Annotated in this window: 13 protein-coding genes and 1 riboswitch; of the genes, 6 read left to right on the top strand and 7 right to left on the bottom strand. The window is 61.4% G+C overall.

All coding sequences use genetic code 11. The features are described from left to right. Positions 1–199: 199 nt before the first annotated feature. Positions 200–340 carry a hypothetical protein gene (locus AAFN47_RS25930; protein ID WP_499812132.1) on the top strand — a complete coding sequence of 47 codons (141 nt, stop codon included), beginning with the start codon at positions 200–202 and terminating at the stop codon, positions 338–340. A 203-nt stretch (positions 341–543) separates the two neighbouring features. On the opposite strand, the gene AAFN47_RS25925 is transcribed toward AAFN47_RS25930, so the two are convergent. Further along, positions 544–996, bottom strand: coding sequence for an Lrp/AsnC family transcriptional regulator (locus tag AAFN47_RS25925; RefSeq protein WP_499812131.1), 453 nt, complete (start codon positions 994–996; stop codon positions 544–546). 117 nt (positions 997–1,113) lie between these two features. Here AAFN47_RS25925 and rocF point away from each other — a divergent pair, with 117 nt between their 5' ends. The 3 genes from rocF to AAFN47_RS25910 all read left to right on the top strand — a co-directional run bounded on the left by rocF (position 1,114) and on the right by AAFN47_RS25910 (position 3,520). Continuing rightward, complete coding sequence (rocF, locus tag AAFN47_RS25920; protein WP_499812130.1) at positions 1,114–2,046, top strand: arginase; 933 nt, start codon at positions 1,114–1,116, stop codon at positions 2,044–2,046. 5 nt (positions 2,047–2,051) lie between these two features. Continuing rightward, a complete protein-coding gene (gene ocd, locus AAFN47_RS25915; RefSeq protein WP_499812144.1) occupies positions 2,052–3,113 on the top strand; it encodes an ornithine cyclodeaminase in 1,062 nt (353 codons plus the stop codon). Positions 3,114–3,193: 80 nt separating this feature from the next. After that, positions 3,194–3,520, top strand: coding sequence for a DUF1330 domain-containing protein (locus tag AAFN47_RS25910; protein WP_499812129.1), 327 nt, complete (start codon positions 3,194–3,196; stop codon positions 3,518–3,520). 81 nt (positions 3,521–3,601) lie between these two features. Here AAFN47_RS25910 and AAFN47_RS25905 read toward each other — a convergent pair whose 3' ends face one another. From AAFN47_RS25905 to AAFN47_RS25885, 5 genes are all read right to left on the bottom strand, one after another. Beyond that, positions 3,602–5,266: a tetratricopeptide repeat protein gene (locus AAFN47_RS25905; RefSeq protein WP_499812128.1), complete on the bottom strand. Its 1,665-nt coding sequence runs from the start codon at positions 5,264–5,266 to the stop codon at positions 3,602–3,604. A 106-nt stretch (positions 5,267–5,372) separates the two neighbouring features. Next, positions 5,373–6,203: a universal stress protein gene (locus tag AAFN47_RS25900; RefSeq protein ID WP_499812127.1), complete on the bottom strand. Its 831-nt coding sequence runs from the start codon at positions 6,201–6,203 to the stop codon at positions 5,373–5,375. Positions 6,204–6,251: 48 nt separating this feature from the next. Continuing rightward, positions 6,252–7,460 (bottom strand): OpgC family protein, encoded by a 1,209-nt coding sequence (locus AAFN47_RS25895; RefSeq protein WP_499812126.1) that lies wholly within the window; start codon positions 7,458–7,460, stop codon positions 6,252–6,254. Beyond that, positions 7,460–9,226: a glucan ABC transporter ATP-binding protein/ permease gene (locus AAFN47_RS25890; protein ID WP_499812125.1), complete on the bottom strand. Its 1,767-nt coding sequence runs from the start codon at positions 9,224–9,226 to the stop codon at positions 7,460–7,462. Before AAFN47_RS25890 ends, AAFN47_RS25895 begins: the two co-directional genes overlap by 1 nt. Before the next feature lie 157 nt (positions 9,227–9,383). After that, entirely contained in the window at positions 9,384–17,912 is an 8,529-nt protein-coding gene (locus tag AAFN47_RS25885; RefSeq protein ID WP_499812124.1) for a GH36-type glycosyl hydrolase domain-containing protein, read from the bottom strand. Between the two features lie 160 nt (positions 17,913–18,072). Next, positions 18,073–18,219: riboswitch (FMN riboswitch) on the top strand. Positions 18,220–18,294: 75 nt separating this feature from the next. Here AAFN47_RS25885 and AAFN47_RS25880 point away from each other — a divergent pair. Further along, complete coding sequence (locus AAFN47_RS25880; RefSeq protein ID WP_499812123.1) at positions 18,295–18,729, top strand: 6,7-dimethyl-8-ribityllumazine synthase; 435 nt, start codon at positions 18,295–18,297, stop codon at positions 18,727–18,729. Positions 18,730–18,768: 39 nt separating this feature from the next. On the opposite strand, the gene AAFN47_RS25875 is transcribed toward AAFN47_RS25880, so the two are convergent. Then, positions 18,769–19,167, bottom strand: a complete 399-nt coding sequence (locus AAFN47_RS25875; RefSeq protein ID WP_499812122.1) for an META domain-containing protein — start codon at positions 19,165–19,167, stop codon at positions 18,769–18,771. Between the two features lie 197 nt (positions 19,168–19,364). Here AAFN47_RS25875 and AAFN47_RS25870 point away from each other — a divergent pair, with 197 nt between their 5' ends. Next, complete coding sequence (locus tag AAFN47_RS25870) at positions 19,365–21,266, top strand: adenylate/guanylate cyclase domain-containing protein (RefSeq protein WP_499812121.1); 1,902 nt, start codon at positions 19,365–19,367, stop codon at positions 21,264–21,266. The last annotated feature ends 18 nt before the right edge of the window (positions 21,267–21,284 follow it).

The following is a 21,284-nucleotide window of genomic DNA, read 5'->3' as shown; positions in this document are numbered from 1 at the left end:
CCAATCCTGCGTGTCAAACTTATATATATGAGAACTAATATTAACGATTGGTATTATTTGTCTTCGAGACCCGATCGCCGGCGCGAAATATCCTGCGCCCGACCGCTCGGAACGACATGAAGATTGCGCCCGAGATCGCTGCCAGCAAGCCAAATTACTGTGACAGCCAGAAGCACCTTTCTCTTGCAGGTCATTGTCGATGTCTCTCAAATCCCTGACGGCGCCGGAACGCAAAGTCGTGCGACGCGCCATGGCCGCCACGTTCCGCTATTTCGACGCTGATTTTCACACTCGCCTCGGCGTTTGGGAACACGAAATGCATGCGCTTCTCTCCGCCTGACCGGAAATCGACGACAGTGACGATGACGGACCTGCCAGTCCGGCAATCAACAATTCCCTGAACGATCTTCTCAACGGGCGTCGGGATTAGCGAGGAGGAAGCCCGGGAGTTCATCGGCGTCGATCGCGCGGACTGCGGCGCATTTACAGGAAGTGGGCCAGGGCCCGCAATTGGTCGTCGACCGGATTGCGCTGAACCGGATATCATGCTGTCGCGACAGTCCGCCCTGCCCGCCGGTTGCGGCGGGTCGACAGGTAGAGATTGGTTTCACTCGCCGCAACGCCGTCGATCAACCGGATGCGGCGCAACACCGCGTCCAGATCGGCAAGTGTTTCGGTGCCCAGTTCCACCACAAGGTCCCAGCGGCCGTTGGTCGTGTGGATGCTCTGCGCCTCCGGAATGCCCTGCAGTTGCGCCACGATGCGATCCGCCCCTTTTCCCTCGATCGCGATCAGCACGACGCCGCGTACCGGTTGCTCGCGAATGTCGCCTTTGAGCACTGCCGTAAAGCCGAGAATTTCCCCGCTCGCCATCAGCCTGTCCAGCCGGCTGCGCACTGTCGCGCGCGTTACGCCTGCCTGCGCCGCCATATCGGAGACCGACGCCCGGCCGTCATTTCTCAGTATCGCGATCAGTTTTGCGTCAATTTCATCCATAATGATCATTATCTATAGTCAATTTAGATAATATCAAGTCAATTCTGGTCACTATTATGTCTTGAATATGCCGCATGCTGAGTAGAATTATTCACTATGCCAATTCAGGAGCGGTAAATGGGTGCAATCAGGCTTATCGGTGCGCCGGTGGATCACGGCAGCGCGCAGCGCGGATGCCTCATGGGGCCGGACGCCTTGCGCACGGCCGGGCTTGAAGCGGCCCTACGCCGCCTCGGTCACGATGTCGCCGATCTCGGCAATCTGACGCCCGACGCCGTGTCGACGCGCGCGTCTGCGAATGAGGCGATCCATGATCTGGAAACATGCGCAGGCTGGGTCTCCGCGCTTGCCCGGACGAGCTACGAGGCCCGGCGGGACGGCGCCACACCGGTGTTTCTCGGCGGCGATCATCTGATGTCGGCGGGCACCGTGGCCGGCGCGGCGCGCCACAGCGCCGAGGAAAGCCGCGAACAGTTCGTCCTCTGGCTCGACGCCCACACCGATCTCCATAGTCTCGAGAGCACCGAAAGCGGAAATCTGCACGGAACGCCGGTCGCCTATTTCACGGGCCAGCCGGGCTTTGCGGGTTTCTTTCCCGATCTCGAAGCGGCGGTCAAAACCGGAAATGTCTGCATGATCGGCATCCGGTCGGTCGATCCGGCGGAGCGCGCCAAACTGGCCAACGCCTCGATCGAGATCTGCGACATGCGCCAGCTCGACGAAGAAGGCGTCGGCGCGCCGTTGCGCAATTTCCTTGCCCGCGTTGAGCAGGCGAAAGGCCGACTGCATGTCAGCCTGGACGTCGATTTTCTCGATCCGCTGATCGCACCCGCCGTCGGCACGACGGTTCCGGGCGGCGCGACCGTTCGCGAAGCGCATCTCGTCATGGAGATGCTGCATGACAGCGGCCTCGTGACGTCGCTCGACGTCGCCGAACTCAACCCGTTTCTCGACGAGCGCGGCCGCACCGCGATCCTGATGGCCGATCTGGTGGCGAGCCTTTTCGGCAAGCGCGTGATGGATCGTCCGACACGGAGCATTTGGCCATGAATACAATGATGCCTCCCAAGCCGCCCGCCGGCGTCAACATCGTGCCTTTCGTCAGTGTCGACAACATGATGAGGCTGGTCCTCCATGTCGGCGTCGAAACGTTCCTCGCAGAGCTCGCCGCCTATATCGAAGACGATTTTCGGCGCTGGGAGCGCTTCGACAAGACGCCGCGCATCGCCTCCCATTCGCGCGAGGGCGTCATCGAACTGATGCCGACCAGCGACGGCGAAACGTACGGCTTCAAATACGTCAACGGTCATCCGAAAAACACGAAGGAGGGCCTTCAGACCGTCACGGCCTTTGGCGTCCTGTCCAACGTCCATACCGGCTATCCGGCGCTCCTGACCGAAATGACAATCCTGACGGCGCTCCGCACGGCCGCGACTTCAGCGATAGCGGCGAAATATCTGGCCCCGGAGAATGCCGATACGATGGCGATTATCGGCAACGGCGCGCAGTCCGAATTCCAGGCGATCGCCTTCAAGGCGCTCCTCGGAGTCGATCGGCTTCGCCTCTTCGATGTCGACGCATCCGCAACGGCCAAATGCGTCGCCAATCTGGAAGGCCACGGCTTCAAGATCACCGCCTGCCGCTCGGCGCAGGAAGCGGTGGAAGGCGCGCAGATCCTGACGACGGCGACCGCGGACAAGCAAAATGCGACGATCCTCACCGACAACATGGTCGGATCCGGCGTTCATATCAACGCCGTCGGCGGCGACTGCCCGGGCAAGACGGAATTGCATCGAGACATTCTGCTGCGCAGCGATATCTTCGTGGAATTTCCCCCGCAAACCCGCATCGAGGGCGAAATCCAGCAACTCGATCCCGACCATCCGGTCAAGGAGCTCTGGCAGGTGATAACGGGTCGCACACCCGGACGCACAGGCCCCACGCAGACGACCCTGTTCGACAGCGTCGGCTTCGCGATCGAGGATTTCTCCGCTCTGCGCTATGTCGCCGACAAACTTTCCGCCGCACCCTATTTCGATGAGCTCGACATGCTCGCCGATCCCGACGACCCGCGCGATCTGTTCGGCATGCTGATGCGGGCGAAAGGCGCCGCCTGATTTCCACGCGCGATTACGTCACAGGTAATCGATCCCGCGACGGTGACCGCCTACACACGACCGAAACAGAGGAGACCCTCATGACGGCGTATGCTGTAGGCCATCTCACGGAAGTCGATACAGGACCCGCGATCGTCGGTTACCTCGAGGGCATCGACGCGACACTCGCGCCTTTCGGCGGCAAGTTTCGCATTCACGGCGGACAACCGGAGAAGCTGGAAGGCGACTGGCGGGGCCACCTGATCGTCATCGAATTTCCGGATATCGAGGCCGCCCGTGAATGGTATTGGTCTGACGCCTACCAGGACATCGTCGCCTTGCGGACGGATAACAGCAAGGGGCACATATTCCTGATCGAAGGCGTCTCAGACAATCACTGCGCAACAGATGTGTTGATTAACGCCTGAAGCGAACGTGTTGTACGGAATTGAAGTTCCTTTGCTAGATTGCTGCAAAATTCGCGCGAAACTTCAATTCAACCTCTCTCGCTATTCGGCAGCCTGCAGCGCCGCCTGCGCGCAGAAGCAGGACGCGGCGACCCGTTTGTCCGCCCGCGCATCCGCAAGATCGAGCCGCTGTCGCACCTGCACGATCTCCACGGTCTCGCCGCGCGCCTTCAGGCAGTCATGCAAGCCCTTGAGGCTCCAGACGTTGTCGGGATGCACCGTTGCTCGGCTCAACTGACCGCCTAACCCGAGATCCTCCCGGAAGACGGCTTCGGCCTCGTCGACGCGACCCTGTTCGAGCAGCAATGCGCCGAGCGCGTGCCGCGTCGGCTGCATCCAGCCCCAGGGCTCGTCGTAGGGCAGATTGTCGTCGATCGCGACCGACCGGCGCAGCGCCGCGAAGGCTTCGTCATAATCGCCCTTGCGGTACAGGATCTCGCCGCGCAGCATTTCCGTTGCGATCTCCAGAAGATCGACGATGCGGTTGTTGTGCAGCAACCGCGTCTCGGGAACCCTGGCCTTTGCCGCCAGAAACGCCTGTTCTTCGGCTTCCGCCTCTTCGATATGTCCAAGCGCCGCGTTGGCGACGCCGCGCGCATAATGCACATTGGCGGCGAGCGTGCAGTAAAGTTCGGGATCTTGCGGCAATTCCAGCGCCATCGCTTCCCGCCACTTGCCGAAGCGGACGAGCACATGCGGCTCGAAGCCGAGATAGGCCTCGAAAAAGTCCGCCATCGGCGGACTTTCCATGCGCAACATCTCCTCCGGCACAGTCTCCGCCGCCTCCTTGATGGCGCGCATCGCCGGCTCAAATTGACCCAGGAACAAGGCGCCATAGATGACGAAGTGATAATTGTGCAGCCGATAGCCGGAATAGATGTTGAAGGGCCCCTTGTCGCGCCAGTATTTGAGATCGGCCCTGACCGCCGCCTCGTTCCAGTGGACGACGTCGTGATAATGACCGCACAGCACATCGATATGTGTCGGCATGTGGATCAGATGGCCGCCATCCGGGACAAGGGTGCGCAGCGCGTCGCCGGCTTTCAGGGCCTTTTCCGGGAATGGAGACATCTCCATGAGGTGGACGTAGAGATGAAGGATTCCGGGATGGGTCATGGCCGCCGGATCCATGTCCATCGCCTCCTCGAGAACCGCCCGCGCCTCCTCCGTTGAAGCGCCTTCGGCCGGTTTGCCAAGCTTCAGATCCCACATTTTCCACGGCGTGCGGTTCAAAAGCGCTTCCGCAAAGACCGCGCGGACCTCCAGTTTGTCGCGATGCGCCTCGAAGGCGCTGCGCATGGCGTCGGCGAAATCGTCGTTCCAGGCCTTCATGTCGTCCAAGGGTTCGACCTGCGGATAGCGGGCCGGCAAGGCCCGGATCATTGCGGCTTCCCAGTCGCTGACCGTATCGACCATAGCGAGCGCGGCCTGCGCGGACTGATATCCGGTCGCAAGCGCCGCCGCCCGTCCTGCGTCGTCGAACAGCTCCCAGGGCATGTTGTAATTCGGCCCCGCCGCATAGCCGACGCCCCAATGCGCCATGGCGCAGGCGGGATCAGCCTCGATCGCCTTTGTAAAACAGGCGACGGCTTCCTCGTGGTTGTAGCCGTAGGTCCAGATAAGTCCCCGGTCAAACCACAACTGCGCCTCTTCGGAAGCAGTCGTAACCGGGAAATGATGTCCGCCCAGATCGTAGTAGTCGTCCATTGCCTGCCCCTGTCGTTGAAAGAAGAATACGGCCTAAGCGCACTGTCCTCCAGTATGGCAAAAGGTTAGCACATTAGGATAATCACTCTGTGAGGAACGTCACGCCCTATTCATACCGCGGCGCCGGCAACGCGAGAACCGGACAGGTCGCAGCGCGAACCACCTGTTCGGTGGTTGAACCCAGCCAACGCTCTGAAAGCGACGCCGGGCCTGAATAGACCATGACGATCAGATCCGCCGCGTTTTCGTCGGCGATGTCGGGAATGACCTCTTCCGGACGGCCCGAACGCGACAGCGATTGTAACGCGCCATTGGCCAGGTCGGGCGGCGCGAGCGGAAAGCCGAGCGGCCCGTCGCCGACATGCAGAGCCTGAACAACGCCCACAGAAGCCGCCAGTTCGCGCTCCAGCCACGTCACCTGATCGACGGCCAGTTGCGGATCAGGCTCGCTGTCGACCGGCAGCAGCACATGGTCGAACCGCAGCGACCCGTCCGCCATAACGAACCCCGGCACTCCTTCGCGCACAAAAAGAAACGGCCGGTGGATGCGTCGCGCCAGCGCCTGCGCGACCGAAGGATTCTGCATCGCCGCCATGCCGCTGCGACCGTGGGTGGCCATTACGACCATCGAAACGTCACTCTCATCGAGATAGTGCGACATCACCTCGACCGGATTGCGGCCAGTGGCTTCGATTTTCGAGATACGCAAGCCCGTTTTCGGTTCGAGTTCAGCTTGGGTGATGTCGGGATCAACCAGTTTCCATCTGGCGAGCGTTTCCCGGATATGCGGAAAGCGCGACCAGTCCTCGCGGCTCGTCCGCCCGTCGCCGACATGCATGATGGTGAGCCCGGTCCCGAGCCCGAAAGCGAGTCTGAGAGCATGTCTGAAGGCGACATGGCTGGATGCGGAGAAATCCGTCGGGTGGAAAATCGTCATGGCGTCCCCGTTGCTGTCGATCGACCGCGCGGACATCGTTACAGTTGTTCAATCGCCGCGCGCAACAAGGGTGGATAGGACGAGATCGGGAGTTTGTCCACTCCTGGCTGCAGGCCGGCTCCCGGAAAGCTCCCTGTGCCATTCGAGAAACCATGCCAATGCGAAGAGCAGCATTGTTCCTCCGCTCACCATGGCGATGTCGGACAGGTTGGTGGATCCGTGTGCGATCCGCCAGGCCTGGGCGGCCATCGATAACAAGGTTCCAAGCAGAAACACCGGCAGCGCATGTCTCCCCAGAACCGAAAGCGGATGCCTGACGGACAATCGGAAGATCTGGCCCAGTTGCGGAATCATCGCGATCAAGTAACCGGCGGCGAGTACGTGTATCAGCCGCGGCAGGGAGAGAAATGTCTTGTCGAAGCCCGTCAGAACGGCGGGAAGTCCGAAAGACGCATCGACGCCCCAGAGCGGTATGCGGACCCAGGCGAAGGAAAGAACGAGATAGGCAATGCTGGCGAGAACCAAGTCCCGACGCGCCGGCAGTGCTCCAGCGCGACGCAGATGCAGAGCCGCAGCAATCCCGATAACGAACAGGAATTGCCACGACAGCGGATTGAGGAACCATACGCCGTCATTCGGATAATTCGGCAGGCCAATTTGCAGGTATCCGCTCACCAACCAGATTGCCCCTGAAAGCGCCACCATTATTGTCAGGCTGCGCTCCCCGATCGCAAGGAACAACGGGAGCAGGAGAAGAATGATGGCGTAGACCGGCAGGATATTGTTGTAGCCGAGCTGATGGCCGAGCGTCACCAGCCCGACAAGCGCCTTGGCCGGCTCGGTCATGACCGGCCCGATGTTGATAGCCTCGAGAAGCTCGGGTTTTGCATAAACGATCACCAGAAACGAAAAGATGCCGAGCGTTGCTACCGTCGTTGCGAGATGAGCCACATACAGCACGCCCGATCGCCGCCAGATCTTCAGCGTCGTGACCAGACGGGCCCCTTGGCGATATTTCGCGCCGTAGGCGTAGGCGGCCGAGACGCCGGACAGCAGCACGAAGATTTCCGCCGCATCCGAAAAACCGAAATTCTTTGTCGTCAGCCGTTCCAGCGGATTGCCAGGAACGTGATTGACGAAAATCATGATCAGGCACAGCGCGCGAATGACGTCGATGGACGTGTTCCGGTTTGCTGTATCGCGCGAAGCCGGAACGCCGTCGCGTCCCGAATGCGGACTACCGGCTGCGTCCGTCATCAGGCAGCCTGCGCCTGTGGAGAGACTGCGTGAAGGCGATCCTTGTCGAGAAGGCCCCCGGCCCGCAGAAGAGCAGCGAACCGGCCATCGTTGCGCGCGGCGAGTTCCTCAAACGACCCGGTTTCGATGATCTGACCATTGTCCATGAAGATTACGAGATCCGCGTCGCAAACGGTCGAAAGCCTGTGCGCGATGATGAACGTGGTGCGGTTCGCCCGCAACCTGTCGATGGCGTCCTTCACCTCCCGCTCGGTTTCCACGTCGAGCGCGCTGGTCGCCTCATCGAGCACCAGTATGGGCGCGTCCTTCAGTACTGCGCGTGCGATGGCGATGCGCTGGCGCTCGCCGCCCGAGAGCTGCGCGCCGCGCTCGCCGACCACCGTGTCGTAACCGTCCCGCTTGGCGAGAATGAAATCCTGCGCGGCTGCAGCAGTGGCGGCTTCGTGGATTTCGGCGTAGCCGGCGTCGCTGCGTCCGAGACGGATGTTCTGCTCGATCGACCGGTTCAGAAGGCCGGCGTCCTGAAAAACGGTGGCGATCTGCGCGCGAAGCGACCGTCTGGTGATCGTGCGCGTATCGATGCCGTCGACGCGGATAGAACCCTTGTCAGGATCAAAAACACGCTGCAATAGATTGATGAGCGTGGTCTTGCCCGCGCCGGTTGGCCCCACGATCGCCACCGTCCGGCCCGCCGGGACTTCGAAACTGACGTCGCGCACGCCGTCCCGGCTATCCGGAAACTTGAATGAAACATCTTCGAAGGAGATGTGGCCCTTGAGCGTTTCGACCTCATGGCTGGCGGAATCGTGGCGTTCGTCCACGGCGTCCTGCATCAGGAAAAACGGCTCAAGCCTGGCGCGGGACTCGAACACCTGGTTGACGAAGGCGGTGATCTGGTCGAGCCGGCCGATCAGCAGTGTCGCAAAGCCTGTGAAGGCGACGATATCCCCGATCCGCAATTCGCCGCTTTGAACGAGAACAGAGCCGATCAGAAGCACGATCATCATCGAGATCGTCGCTGAGAGTTTCTGCAACGCGCTTGCCAGCGCCCACCAGTTGAGCACGGGATACTGCGCGTCGATCAGGTCGCCCGTGTAACGGCGAAGCGCCTCGGCCTCCTGCGTCACCCGGCCATAGGCCTGCAGGACGGAGATATTGGAAATGGAGTCGCTGACATGGGAAAACACCTGGTGATGGTGGCCCTCGACCCTTGCCTGGCCGGCCTTGGTGTTTTTCATGACGATATGGTTGATCAGGATATAGGAGGCCCCAAGACCGAAAAGGACAATCGCCATGCGCCAGTCCATTCCGATCGCAGTCGGCACGAGCAGCACCAACGTGACGGCGGTCGCCAGATGCTGACGCATGAATTCGAGCCAAAGGGAAAACAGTGTTTCGGACGCCCGAAGCAAGGTGTGCAGCACATGCGACGTGCCGTGGCGATGATGCCAGGCGAGCGACATGGTCATGATTGACTCAAAGGAATCGGTGAGAACTTCAACCCGGCGCTTGTGCGCAAGCCGGTCGGCCTCGCGCGACACCACGACCACCGCGACGATGCTTGCGCCGCCGAGCGCGGCCCAGCCCGCCATGCGGAGGAACAAATTTTCCTTTTCCGATATTGCTTCAATGATGTTGCCGAACAGGATGGGTTCAGCAATCAGGATGACGGCCAGGGCGCAGTTGGAAAAACATATGCCCGCCACCTTCCACCGCTCGGTAAAAAGCGCAGCCATCGAACGCAGATAAATCGCGAATAGAGACAAGGAGACTCCTGATTCTAGCCAAGGGGGTCGCCTTGCCCCCGGAAAACAGTGCACGGGGTAAAAACGGGCAAATTGCGGATGAGTTGCCTCAATGCAGCTACAATTATTTCGCAACGCAGTAATTCAGCGTGAACGCGGGCACGCGCGTAAAGTATTATTATTGCACCAGTTTCAGCTGCGGTTGCCGTGATAGCCTGCTGGTTTTCGATGCACGCGGCACGGATATCCGGACTTCATGCAGTCCGTCCGTCAGGGGTATGGGCCCCACTGTGTCGGTTCCGTTGAAAATCAGGCCAGCCTTGTCGCCGTGATGCATCGCGATGTTGTAACGCGCTTCGCCGATCTTGAGCGTTACGGAACAATGCTCCCAGTGCGACGGCAGGCGCGGATCGATGTGCAGACGGTCGCCTTCCCGGCGAATCCCGAGAATCGCCTCTACGGCCGCGCGATACAACCAACCGGCTGACCCGGTGTACCAGGTCCAGCCGCCTCGACCGCCTTTTTCCGCCCCCGAGTAGACATCGGCCGCAACCACATAGGGTTCGACTCTGTACCGATCGGCGGCTTCCTCGTCGCGCGCGTGATTGACCGGATTGAGCATCGAAAACGCGCGCCAGGCGTCATTGGCTCGCCCCATCTGCGCGAGCGCCATGACCATCCAGATGGCGGCGTGGGTGTATTGCCCGCCATTTTCGCGAACGCCGGGCGGATAGTTCTTGATGTAGCCCGGATCATTTTTGGTATGTTCGAATGGCGGCGTGAACAGCTTGATGATTTGATCTTTGTCATCAAAGAGCATGTCCATCACGCAGTCGATGGCGGTTTCCATCTTGTCACTATCGCCGCCGCCGGACAGGACCGCCCAGGACTGGGCTATGGAATCGATGCGGCATTCGTCGGAATGGCGGGATCCGAGCGGCGTTCCGTCGTCGAAACTGCCGCGCCTGTACCATTCGCCATCCCATCCCCTGTCGTTCAGCGCCGCCTGAAGACGATCCGCATGGGCAAGCCAGTCGCGCGCGCGCGCGCCGTCGTCGCGGCTTTCGGCAATCGGGGCAAAGTCCCGCAACGCTTTGAGCAGGAACCAGCCGAGCCAGACGCTTTCGCCGCGCCCTTTCTCGCCGACCCGGTTCATACCATCGTTCCAGTCGCCTCCGAGAATCAGCGGAACGCCGTTCTCGCCGGTCCGGCTCACCGCGAGATCGAGTGCGCGCGCGCAGTGCTCGTAGAGACTTGCCTTTTCGTCCGAGGCATCCGGCTCGAAAAACCGGTCGTGTTCGCCCTCTTCCAGCTTCGCGCCTTCTAGGAAAGGGATCTTTTCGTCGAGAATCCCGGCGTCACCGGTGACGTTGATGTAATGCCGCGTCCCATAGGCGAGCCAGACGACATCGTCGGAGATCATTGTTCGCACGCCTGCGCCGTTGCCCGGCAGCCACCAGTGCTGCACATCGCCTTCCCTGAACTGCCGCCCCGCCGCATTGATGATTTGCGTGCGCGCCAGTTGCGGATCCTGCAGCAGCAACGCAAGCGTGTCCTGGAGCTGGTCGCGGAAGCCGAAGGCGCCGCTGGCCTGATAGAAGGCGGACCGCGCGGTGATTCGGCAAGCGAGGCTCTGGTAGGGCAACCAGACATTGACCATCGCGTCGAAGGCCGGGTCCGGAGACGAGACCTGCAGCGTTTCTCCGAAATCCTCCCATCGCCGGCGGTTGTCGGCAAGCCGCTCATCGAAATCCCGATCAAGGTGTTCGCGCGCCAGGGATACGGCTTCCTCATCCGAACCGGCGTCGCCGGTCACGAACAGGACTTCCACGGTTTCGCCGGGTCGAACTTCCAGATCGCAGGCGATCGCCGCGCACGGATCGCGCCCCGCCTCGATTGTTCCGGTCAGGTCGTTGCCGCGAAGCACCGAAAGCGGCGCCGTGGTCGCCCCGCCCCGGCCGAGAAATTCCGTGCGATCGGCCGTCACCGATTGCCAGCGCGCATCGCTGGCCATGAAGGCGACGCGATCGCCATAGTCGACATGGTAGGGGTTTCGGGCGGTCAGGACGCGATTTTCCCGATTGAAACCCGGGATGACGAAGGCTGCGGCCTTGTTGCGATTGTTGCCGAGCAGCCATTCGCAGTAGGCGTAAATTCTGAATCGTCTCTTGCGGTCGCCCGAGTTCCCGAGCTTAAGGCGTTGCGCCTTGACCGGCGCTACCGCATCGACGAGCTGCGTCAGTTCCGCCGTAATGTCTCCCCGCGTCGCTTCGAACTGCGACACGCCGCGCGAATGGCGCGCGCGATACGCGGTCGCCGGATCACGCAATACGCAGGCGAGCGGCGAAAAGGCTTCATGCGTGTCAAGATCGTGCACATAGAGGGCCTCGCCCGGCCGGTTCGTCACCGGATCGTTGGACCAGGGCGTCAGCTGGAAATCGCGGCTGTTTCTGCTCCAGGTAAAGGAAGCGCCCTCGGCCGAGCTGTGGAAGCCGAACGACGGATTGGCGATGACATTGATCCACGGATGCGGCGTCACGCGATCGCCGGTGAGTTGCACGACATAGTCGCGACCGCCATCGTCGAAGCCGCCGTAGCCGTTCCAGAATTCGACGTTCGGAGGCGTGACCGCTGTATCATCACCCTTGACAGCGACGTCGGACGCGGCGCGCCTTACGGCCTCCGGCCACACCTCGTCCCGGACCGCCGTCAGTTCCGCCCGCTCGATCTGATCGAGAATGGTGCCGTTGCGCGTATGCATGACGATGCGCGCGGAAGCGATCAGGGTTCCATAGGAATCCGCATCGGCAAGGTCGCGGCGAACCGTGAAGATATGCTGTCGCGGCCCGAGTTCCCGGCCCCGCGCCCGGGCGTTGTCGCACAACAGTTCGATCGCGTTCTGCAGATCCTGCACGTATGAAGAGGCCTGTTCGTTGACGATGACGAGGTCCGCGAACAATCCGTGCGCGCGAAGATACTCCTGCATCCTCAACGCGGAGGCGACGATCTCGATGTCCGCCTCGTCGCCGATGCGCAGTGCGAATATCGGGAAGTCTCCGGAAATCGACAGAGGCCAGAGCGTGGATTGCGGTCCAAGGCGCTCGGCGATCGTCTCTGGCTGCGCGCGCAGCACCGGATCGGGATAAAGGAGATACCGGGCCAGTTTCTGAACGCCCGCAGCCTCCGACAGGCTCAGCCCCACATGCCGGACCTGCACCTGCGAGCGGGTCCAGGCGAGCATGGCCTGGCGCTGGAATATGTCCGAATAGCGAAAGCGACGGATCTCGTCTTCGATATCGCCGCGATTGGCCGCGACCACGCTCCAGAAGCTGAGCGAAACCTTCTTGCGCGCAGGAACGCGCACCTTGCAGCGCAAAGCCATGACCGGATCCATGACATGGCCGGCGTTCCCCGACAGCGTCGCGCCCGGATCGAAGGCGGCTGCGGTGTCGATCGACCGGCCCCGGCCGATGAAGGACCGGCGGTCTGTTTCGGCCTCGAGGTCGCGCGCCACGCCGGCCCCGCAGGTCATGAAGTGGGCGAGCGCAATCGACGGATCGCCGTCGGAGCGCTTCCTTCGCGTCGCGAAAATGACTTTGTCCTGTCCGTCGATTTCCGTCTTCACGAACATCTTCGAAAACGCCGGATGCGCGCTGTCGGCAGCCTCGAATGCAAGCGCGACTTCGGCGAATGACGTCAGTTCCATATGACGCTCTTCCTGACCGTCGTTGATGAGCGTGATACGGCGCACTTCGCCATTGCCCTCGCCAAGCACGATGCATTCCGTTTCCGACCGGAAGTCGCCTACGGTCTTGAAAAACGTCGCCTTGTCCTCGCAGAAGAACGCGCTCGCCTTCTCGCCCTCGATGCGTTTCGGTTCCGCGGTCGCGGACCACCAGGCGCCCGTTTCGGCGTCTCTGAGGAATATGAAGGTCCCGCTTTTATCCTCCGTCGGATCAGCCGACCAGCGGGTGACGGAAATCTCGTCGGCGCGGCTATAGCCCGTTCCCGCCGCGGTCACCATGACATGATAGTGTCCGTTCGACATCAGGTTGACGGCGCGGGACGCATTCAGCGGGTTCTCGATCAGCCGCGAATCGGGGCGATCGTCGACCACCGCGGGCTTGACCTGCTCGCTCGCCTCGCTGCGGATCGGCGCGGGGGGAATGATGCGCGGCGCCTTTTCCTGCAGCAGCAGCTCCGCGGCTTCAATCACCGGGTCGTCGTGAAACCGGTCGCGCATGCGGCCTTCGAACACCACATTGGCGACCGCGACGATGGACATGCCATGGTGATGCGCCATGAAATTCCGGACCACGGCGCAATCATGGCCTTCGGGAACCCGACCAGGCGTGAAATCCACCGCGTCGTGGAAGCCGTAGCGGCCGCAGGCGCCGAGTTTTTCCAGGCGCTTCAGATTCTCGACCGCCTCGGCCGGCCGGAACTGCGCCGCCAGCAGGCTGGCGTAGGGCGCGATCACCGTTTCCTGGCCCAGCCCGCGCTTGAGGCCCAACCCGGGCACGCCGAAATTCGTGTACTGATAGGTCATCTGGGTGTCGCGGGCGTTGTAGGCCGCTTCGGATACGCCCCAGGGTATGCGCTTCGACCGTCCATAGGCGATCTGCTTGCGGATGATCAGATGCGATGACTGGTCGAGGATGCCGCCGAGCGGCTCCTTCATGACGAGCGGCGGCATCAGATATTCGAACATCGAGCCGGACCATGACAGCAGCGCCGCCGAAAATCCGATTTCGGTGACGGAGCGGCCAAGCCGCAGCCAGTGTTCCGTCGGGACGTCGCCCTTGGCGATCGCAAAGAGGCTGGCGAGCCGCGCTTCGGATGCGAGAAGATCGTAGCAGGATTCGTCCAGCTGCTGCTCGGCGACGCGAAAACCGATCGACAATAGCTTGCGCTCGCGGTTCAGCAGGAACGAGAAATCCATGCCGAAGGCGAGATTGCGCGCCCGGTCGCCGATGCCGAGAAGCCGGCTGCGCAGGCTCGCGGCTCCGGAACCTTCGAGATGAGCGTCGGCCAGGTGAGAGCGACAGGCATTCTCGAGCTTGTTCGCCCAGAGCACGATCGTCTCGCTGTCGGCGTTGCGGATTTCCTCGTTGAGACCGCCCGCGAGATTCTTGATGTCGACAGCGATCACCGTCAGATCGATTGTCCGGAACGTGGCCGTTTCCGGCTCGTTGATCATGGTGCGAACGGAGCGCCGCATGCCTTCCAGCCGCTCGCGCATGCGCTGGCGCAACGGTCGAAGTGAGCGCCGTTCGTCCGGCAATGCGGCGTGTTGATCCTCAAGTATGGAAAGCACATCCAGAATACCGCGGAAATCGCCCTGCGCATGCGCAGCCGGCGCATCGGCCCAGTGCCGGCACGCGGAGGCCACGGCGAGCAGGTGTCCTGCCAGGTTTCCGCTGTCCACCGCAGATATGTAATGCGGCTGCAGTGGCTGAAGGGTCTCGATGTCGTACCAGTTGTAGATATGGCCGCGATATCGCTCGAGCTTTTCGAGCGACGTCAGCGTCTGTTCCAGCCTTTCGATGGTTTCCGTCAGGCTGATCCAGCCGAAGTCGCGCGCCGAGACGACCGACAGGAAATAGAGCCCGATATTGGTCGGCGAGGTTCGCGGCGCGACTACGGGAGCGGGCGTCTCCTGGAAATTGTCCGGCGGCAGAAAATTATGCTGTTCGTTGACGAAAGTCTCGAAATAGAGCCAGGTTCGCCGCGCGATGTTGCGCAGCGCCTCGCCGTCTTCCGGGCGCAATATCAGCCGGTCATCGCTTTCTGCGGAGCGGCTGATGAGCCATGCGATCGACGGCGAGGCGAACCAGATCAGGGCAAAGACTGCTGCGATCGCTGCGCCGGAGGATCCGAAAGCGATCGGTATCGCCAGTCCGGCCGCGCCGACGGCCAGCGCGCCCCACATGGATCTGTAGTGAGCGGACAAGGAGCGCGTTCCGGCCCGCGCCACCTGGGAGGCTGTGCGCCATTCCAGCAGATGCTTGCGGGTGACGAAGACACGGTGCAGCGTCCGCACGATCGCGTCGCCCATGGACCAGGCCATGTGCGCCATGAGCGCCAGTCGCATCGCCACCTGCGCCGTTCCCATCGCAAAACTGCGGCCGAACGAGGCCAGATAGCTTCGCGGCGTCATCTCCATGGTGCGCGGCATGAAGGCGTCGATGACGCCAAGGGTCAGCGAGAAGAACACGGTAACGATCAGGAAAAGCTGCCACACAGCCGCCGGCGCGAAGGGCAGCAGGCTCCAGCCGGCCACGGACGCCGCGATCCATGTAATCGGCATCAGCGACCGGCGCAGATTGTCCAACATCTTCCAGCGCGAAAGGCCGGGCAGCTTCGAGCGCGGACTGAAAATCCGGTGCAGGAGCTGCCAGTCGCCACGCGCCCAGCGGTGGTGGCGCGATGCATCGACGAGGTAGCGGGTGGGATAATCCTCGATCAGTTCGATGTCCGACACCAGGGCGGCGCGGGCATAGGCGCCCTCCAGCAGGTCGTGGCTGAGGACGGTGTTTTCGGGTATCTTCCGCCTCAAGGCCACCTCGAAGGCGTCGATGTGATAAAGCCCCTTGCCGGTGAAACTGCCCTCGCGAAACAGATCCTGATAGACGTCGGACACGGTGAAGACATACGGGTCTATGCCCCTGCCATCGGAAAAGATCCTCTGGAAGAAGGACGCCTCGTCGCCGGTCGTAAGCGACGGCGTAACGCGCGGCTGCAATATGCCGTAACCGGAAATTACGCGGCCGGACGCGTGATCGATGACCGGCTGGTTCAGCGGATGTTCGAGCTTGCCCACAAGCCGGTGCACGGCGTCCCGCGTCATGCGCGTGTCGGCGTCCACCGTCATGACATATTTGACGTCGTCCGGAAGCGGATCGTGCGGTGGAAAGAACGTGGTCTCGACGCCGCCCTTCAAAAGGGCGTTGAGTTCATGAAGTTTGCCGCGCTTGCGCTCCCAGCCCATCCAGCAGTCCTCGGACGGGTTCTTCAACCTGTGGCGATGCAGCAGGTAAAACCGCACATGCTGCGATTTCGGATAGCGGGCATTGAGCCCGGCGATCAGCATGCGGGTATAATCGAGCAGTTCGTCGTCGCGATCGGAACGTTCGATAGTGCTGTCCGGCCAGTCCGACAGCAGCGCAAAGTGAATTTCGCCATCCGCGTTGGAAAGATAGTGGACTTCGAGGTTATGCACAGCGTCGTCGACGTCGTCGCGCGTCGCAAGAATCACCGGCATCGCCACCATGGTTCTCGCATGGGCCGGAATGCCTGATTTGTATTCGTAGGCGATCAATTGTTTCGGTTCGACGAAAAGCGCCACCAGCGTGTTGAAGAGACCGAGCGCGGCTTCGCTGGCCGGCAGGGCGACGAGCAGGCAAAGAAGGACGATTCCGGCCGCTGAAAGGCCCGCATAACCCAGAATGAAAGCCGTTACCGCGACGATGATCGCGGTGAAGAGGACAACGGGAACAACCATGGCCGGCCAGCCGGCGGCGCGGATATACCGCAGCAGCCTGTCGGCTACTGGCGGCTTGTATCCGAGGCTTCGTTCGAATGCGACGCGCATCCGGCCGACAAGGGCGCAACCGATCTCGACGCTGCTTTCCGTTTCACGCCCGGCCTGGACAAAATCGATCGCCTTTGTGGCGACGTCGAACTCGCTCAGGCCGGACCGCTTGGCGAGCTTCTCAATGGTTTTTCGGTAGACATTGCGCGAGGGCGCATCGAGCAGGCCGAAATCCGTGCGCTCATGCAGCATCCGGTCGATCCGGCTCACCTGCTCGAACCAGCCGATCCAGTCCGTGTCGTCAATGAGACGCAATCCGCGAATAATGTTGCCCGTGGTGACATTGCCGCCGGAAAGCACTGCATGTTCGTCGAGCGTTATCTGCTCGGCGTCGCTGCCGCCCTCCTCCAGTCGTCTTTCCAGCCATCCCAGCGCCTGACTGAATGAATGCGAACCGTCCCGCAGACGATGCAGCAACTGGGTGGCGAAACTGCGATCAAGCGCATACTCCGAATAATCCTGCAGGATATCGATGTCGTCGTCGGGAATCGAGGCGAGCCGGTCGGCGACGTTGTTGGCGAGCTGGCGCAGCACCCGCGCCCTCTCGACCCTGAGCGCGAGCCGCCGAAGGTTTTCCAGCAGCACGAAGCGGAGCACGGAGGGAAGCGCCCACAATTCGCCGATCCGGAGCGGCTCGACATCCTGAAAACCGTCGACGATCGCCCCGAATCCCTCGCGGGACACGGCGCTGTCGGTTTGGGCGACATAGTGCCAGGCGATCGCCAGAACCCGCGACATGCCCGCGCCGTCCATCTGCGGAAGCTGCCGGTAGAATCGCGGCGGCAGATCCCGTCGAACTTCACTGATCGCCTCCTCCACGATGTGCGAATTGTCGAGCAGCCAGTTGGCCGCGGGCGTGATCGTCTCGCCCTGCTGGTTCGCGGCGTTATGTGTGGCGACGACATCGCCGATATTGCGCGCGATGACCGAGATCTGACCGTGAACGTCGAATTCCGGTATGGGCTCGGCCGGAAACATGTTTCCGGCGGCCAGCGCCTCGCCGTAGTCTCGCAAATCTCCTGAATGGACAAGCGGGGAGCGTATGGGTTCCTCGACGCCCCGAATCAACGGGATGCGACCGCTCGCCGACCTGGTGTCGGTATGCGCGTTCATGAAAGACTCATTCGGTTAACCGGGGCAAGAAAGGACACATCAATGTCCATGAAACTCCGAAAATGCGACGAAGTTCCAACGCAGTATCACACGTTTTGCAGCGCAGCGTAACCGACCGTGTCAATCCGCTTGAATATTTCAACTTTCGCAGAAATAATGTCGTCGTTCTCAGGGCGGGGTGGAAGTCCCCACCGGCGGTATGCGGCGGAAGCCGCGAGCCCGCGAGCGCCTTTCTTCAAGGAAAGGGTCAGCAGATCAGGTGAGACGCCTGAGCCGACGGTCATAGTCCGGATGAAAGAGAACGTGTCGCCGATCCCGCTCGCCGCGGATCGTGTGGCATGTGATCGCCTTGGGTGACGTGTCGTTACGAAAGGAGATCACCATGACACACACCCGATATGCGTTCATCAAGGCGAACTGGCACAAGGATATTGTCGACCAGGCCCTGGTGGGATTTTCGGAAATCATTCCTTCGGAACAGATCGACGTATTCGATGTTCCAGGCGCGTTTGAAATGCCATTGCTTGCGCGCGACCTCGCGCGTTCTGGACGCTACGGAGCCGTCGCCGCGGCCGCCTTCGTGGTCGACGGCGGGATCTATCGCCACGATTTCGTGGCGCAGGCGGTCGTCAACGGCTTGATGCAGGCGGGTCTCGAGACAGGCGTCCCGGTCTTGTCGGTGTCGTTGACGCCGCATCACTATCAGCCGAGCGAACACCATACCCGGATCTACCGGGAGCATTTCGTGCTGAAGGGTCGGGAAGCGGCGGAAGCCGCGCTCGCCGTTGGCAGAATTCGCAACGCCAAGGCCGCTTGAAGCTTCGATCGGGCGGCGTGACCGCCGCCCGTACTCCTTCTATTTCCTGACGAGAACGGCGACCGGATCGCCGCTGTCGTCGCGCAACTGCAGCGTATCACCTTCGATGGTGAAATTGCTCACAGCCGCCAGCGCTTCCTGCAATCTCTGCTCAAGAGCCCCGAGCGGCGGCGGACAGGCCTTTCGCGTCGCCGCTACCGGTCCGAAATCGATATTGTCGCCCTCGATCGCCGGAATGGACGTCATCTGGTTGCAGCCGATCGTCATCGAGATGTTTTCTTCCGGGGTAACCTCCAGGCTGGTCTTGCCTGAATCGAAGTCCTGCGCGCCGCCGATCGATTCAAACCGCCAGCTTCCCACGATTCCCCCGTCGGCGGCGTGCGAGGCGCCTCCAAGGGCCAGAGCCGCCAGTATTCCGACAAAAAGCAACTTGCGCATGGATGGGTCCTTTCCGGTTCAGCCTCGCCGGCGTTCTATCACGGCGATTGCGGGATCAATATGTCTTTGAAGCAGAATCTCGCTCAGGTCTCGCCTTTACCTGAAAGGGTATGTTTACCGCAAAGCTTTACAACAGATTTTCATCAAAAAGAATTGCCGGGGCCCAAGCGCCCGCTGAAGCTCCAGGCTGTAAAATCATGACGCTATCATTTCGCCTCACCATCACGTCCCTCGTGATGGTCATCCTCGTCACCTTGGCCCTGATGCTGATTGGCCTGCAATATCGAATACTCACGATCGCCGTCCACACTTCGGCGGGAGACAGCATGGAGTCGGTCAGCGAACGCGTCGCAACGCGGATCAACGCGCGCCTCGCCAATACGGTCAGGCTCGTCAATTTCCTCTCCGCCATTCCCTCGATCGCCGATCAGAAACGTCCGGGAGTCGACAATCAGGCGATCGAACTCTTCAGGATGATACTTGAACAGGCGGAGGGATATGAAAGCGTTTACGTCGGATACGCCGATGGCTATTGGCTGCAGTTGCTGCGCGTCTCAGAATTGACACCGGAGCAAAGACAAGTGTTCCAGACGCCAGACGGCGCTGTCTATATCCTGAATCAGGTCTTCCCGGGCGCCCCCGGGCAGCTTCCGCTGTTTCGCAGATTTCTCGACGCAGACATGCAGATGATCAGCGAAATCACCATACCGCATTTCGGATACGACGCCCGCACGCGCCCCTGGTATCTCGACGCCAAAGGTCACCATACCGCGGCCATATCGCGACCCTACCGTTCCTACGCCAGCGGCGAGTCCCTGATAACGGTCAGCGCGGAGCTCGACGGCGTCATGCAGGGCGTGGTCGGGATTGACATCCAGACCGTCGAATTCAGCCATTTCGTTTCCGAACAGGCGGAGGTCGAAAACACTGTCAGCGTCGCCTACATGGCCGACGGAACGCTGCTGGCGCATCCGCACTATAACAGCCTGCTTGCAAAAAAGCTGAGCGCCAGCGACAGCGTTGCGCTGCCGACCATCGCCGACCTCGACGACGGGCTCGTAAAAGACGCGCTTGCGGATTCGAGAGAAAAAGCAAGAGAGGCAGGCGGCGTCCACGACGACAAGGGAAGTTATTGGCTCTACCGAATCGGCCCGCTCCATATCCCGGATTTCCCCGGCGCCCATATCGTCCTGATCGCCCAGGAGACGGATTTCGCCGGCGACATCCGGCGGCTGCAATGGCGCGGCTTCCTGGTCGCCTGCGCGATCGGCGCAATCTTCTTGCCGGTGAGTTGGTTCGCGGCCAGCAGGATATCCAGGCAGTTGCTGGCGATCACCGACGAGGCCAACAGGCTGCAAACGATGCAGACGCCGCCCGACCGCCCGATTGTCTCGCTGATCAGGGAAATCCGAAATCTCGGCGAAGCCGTTCATCTCGCACAGAAAGCAATCTGGTCGTTCTCGCGCTTCGTTCCCTCGGAACTCGTGCGAAGACTGCTGAAGGACGAAGTGTCCACGGAGATCGGCGGCGTGCGGCAGGGCCTTTCAGTCGTCTTTACTGATGTCGAGAACTTCACGACGATTGCAGAAAGCACCGACCCGAATGCGCTAATGAGCCAGACGTCGCGCTATTTCAGCGCCCTGACGGACGCCTTTCTTGCCGAGGGCGGCACGATCGACAAGTTCATCGGCGACGCAGTCATGGTGTTCTGGAACGCGCCGGAGCCGCAGGACGACCATGTCAAAAGCGCCTGTCGCGCCGTGCTCGCCGCGCGTCAAGCCAGCGAAGCCATCAACAGGCAATTCGAGGCGGAAGGCCTGCCGCGCTTCCGCACCCGCTTCGGCGTCAACACCGGCGTCGCCGTCGTCGGCAATCTCGGCTCGTCGGAGCGAATGAACTACACGGCGCTCGGTAATACGGTCAATCTGGCCGCCAGGCTGGAAAGCCTCAACAAGGAGTACGACACCGACATTCTGGTCAGCGAGTCAGTTCGGGATCAGGCCGGCGACACCTTCACGTTCCGCAAGGTCGACCGAACGATCGCCAAGGGCATGACCCATGCGACGACGGTGTATGAGCTTGTCGGCGAGCAGAAGTAGCAGATTTGGCTGTATGAT

The organism is Hoeflea sp. CAU 1731 (genome assembly GCF_039888615.1).
GTDB lineage: Bacteria > Pseudomonadota > Alphaproteobacteria > Rhizobiales > Rhizobiaceae > Flavimaribacter.
Note: the sequence above shows the minus strand (reverse complement) of the source record. Positions and strands in the feature narration are given on the sequence as shown.

What these genes read in the sequence shown, in the direction of transcription:
- AAFN47_RS25930 (WP_499812132.1), top strand. Translation starts at nt 200, where the DNA reads ATGTCTCTCAAATCCCTGACGGCGCCGGAACGCAAAGTCGTGCGACGC.
- AAFN47_RS25925 (WP_499812131.1), bottom strand. Translation starts at nt 996, where the DNA reads ATGGATGAAATTGACGCAAAACTGATCGCGATACTGAGAAATGACGGC.
- rocF (WP_499812130.1), top strand. Translation starts at nt 1,114, where the DNA reads ATGGGTGCAATCAGGCTTATCGGTGCGCCGGTGGATCACGGCAGCGCG.
- ocd (WP_499812144.1), top strand. Translation starts at nt 2,052, where the DNA reads ATGATGCCTCCCAAGCCGCCCGCCGGCGTCAACATCGTGCCTTTCGTC.
- AAFN47_RS25910 (WP_499812129.1), top strand. Translation starts at nt 3,194, where the DNA reads ATGACGGCGTATGCTGTAGGCCATCTCACGGAAGTCGATACAGGACCC.
- AAFN47_RS25905 (WP_499812128.1), bottom strand. Translation starts at nt 5,266, where the DNA reads ATGGACGACTACTACGATCTGGGCGGACATCATTTCCCGGTTACGACT.
- AAFN47_RS25900 (WP_499812127.1), bottom strand. Translation starts at nt 6,203, where the DNA reads ATGACGATTTTCCACCCGACGGATTTCTCCGCATCCAGCCATGTCGCC.
- AAFN47_RS25895 (WP_499812126.1), bottom strand. Translation starts at nt 7,460, where the DNA reads ATGACGGACGCAGCCGGTAGTCCGCATTCGGGACGCGACGGCGTTCCG.
- AAFN47_RS25885 (WP_499812124.1), bottom strand. Translation starts at nt 17,912, where the DNA reads ATGAACGCGCATACCGACACCAGGTCGGCGAGCGGTCGCATCCCGTTG.
- AAFN47_RS25880 (WP_499812123.1), top strand. Translation starts at nt 18,295, where the DNA reads ATGACACACACCCGATATGCGTTCATCAAGGCGAACTGGCACAAGGAT.
- AAFN47_RS25875 (WP_499812122.1), bottom strand. Translation starts at nt 19,167, where the DNA reads ATGCGCAAGTTGCTTTTTGTCGGAATACTGGCGGCTCTGGCCCTTGGA.
- AAFN47_RS25870 (WP_499812121.1), top strand. Translation starts at nt 19,365, where the DNA reads ATGACGCTATCATTTCGCCTCACCATCACGTCCCTCGTGATGGTCATC.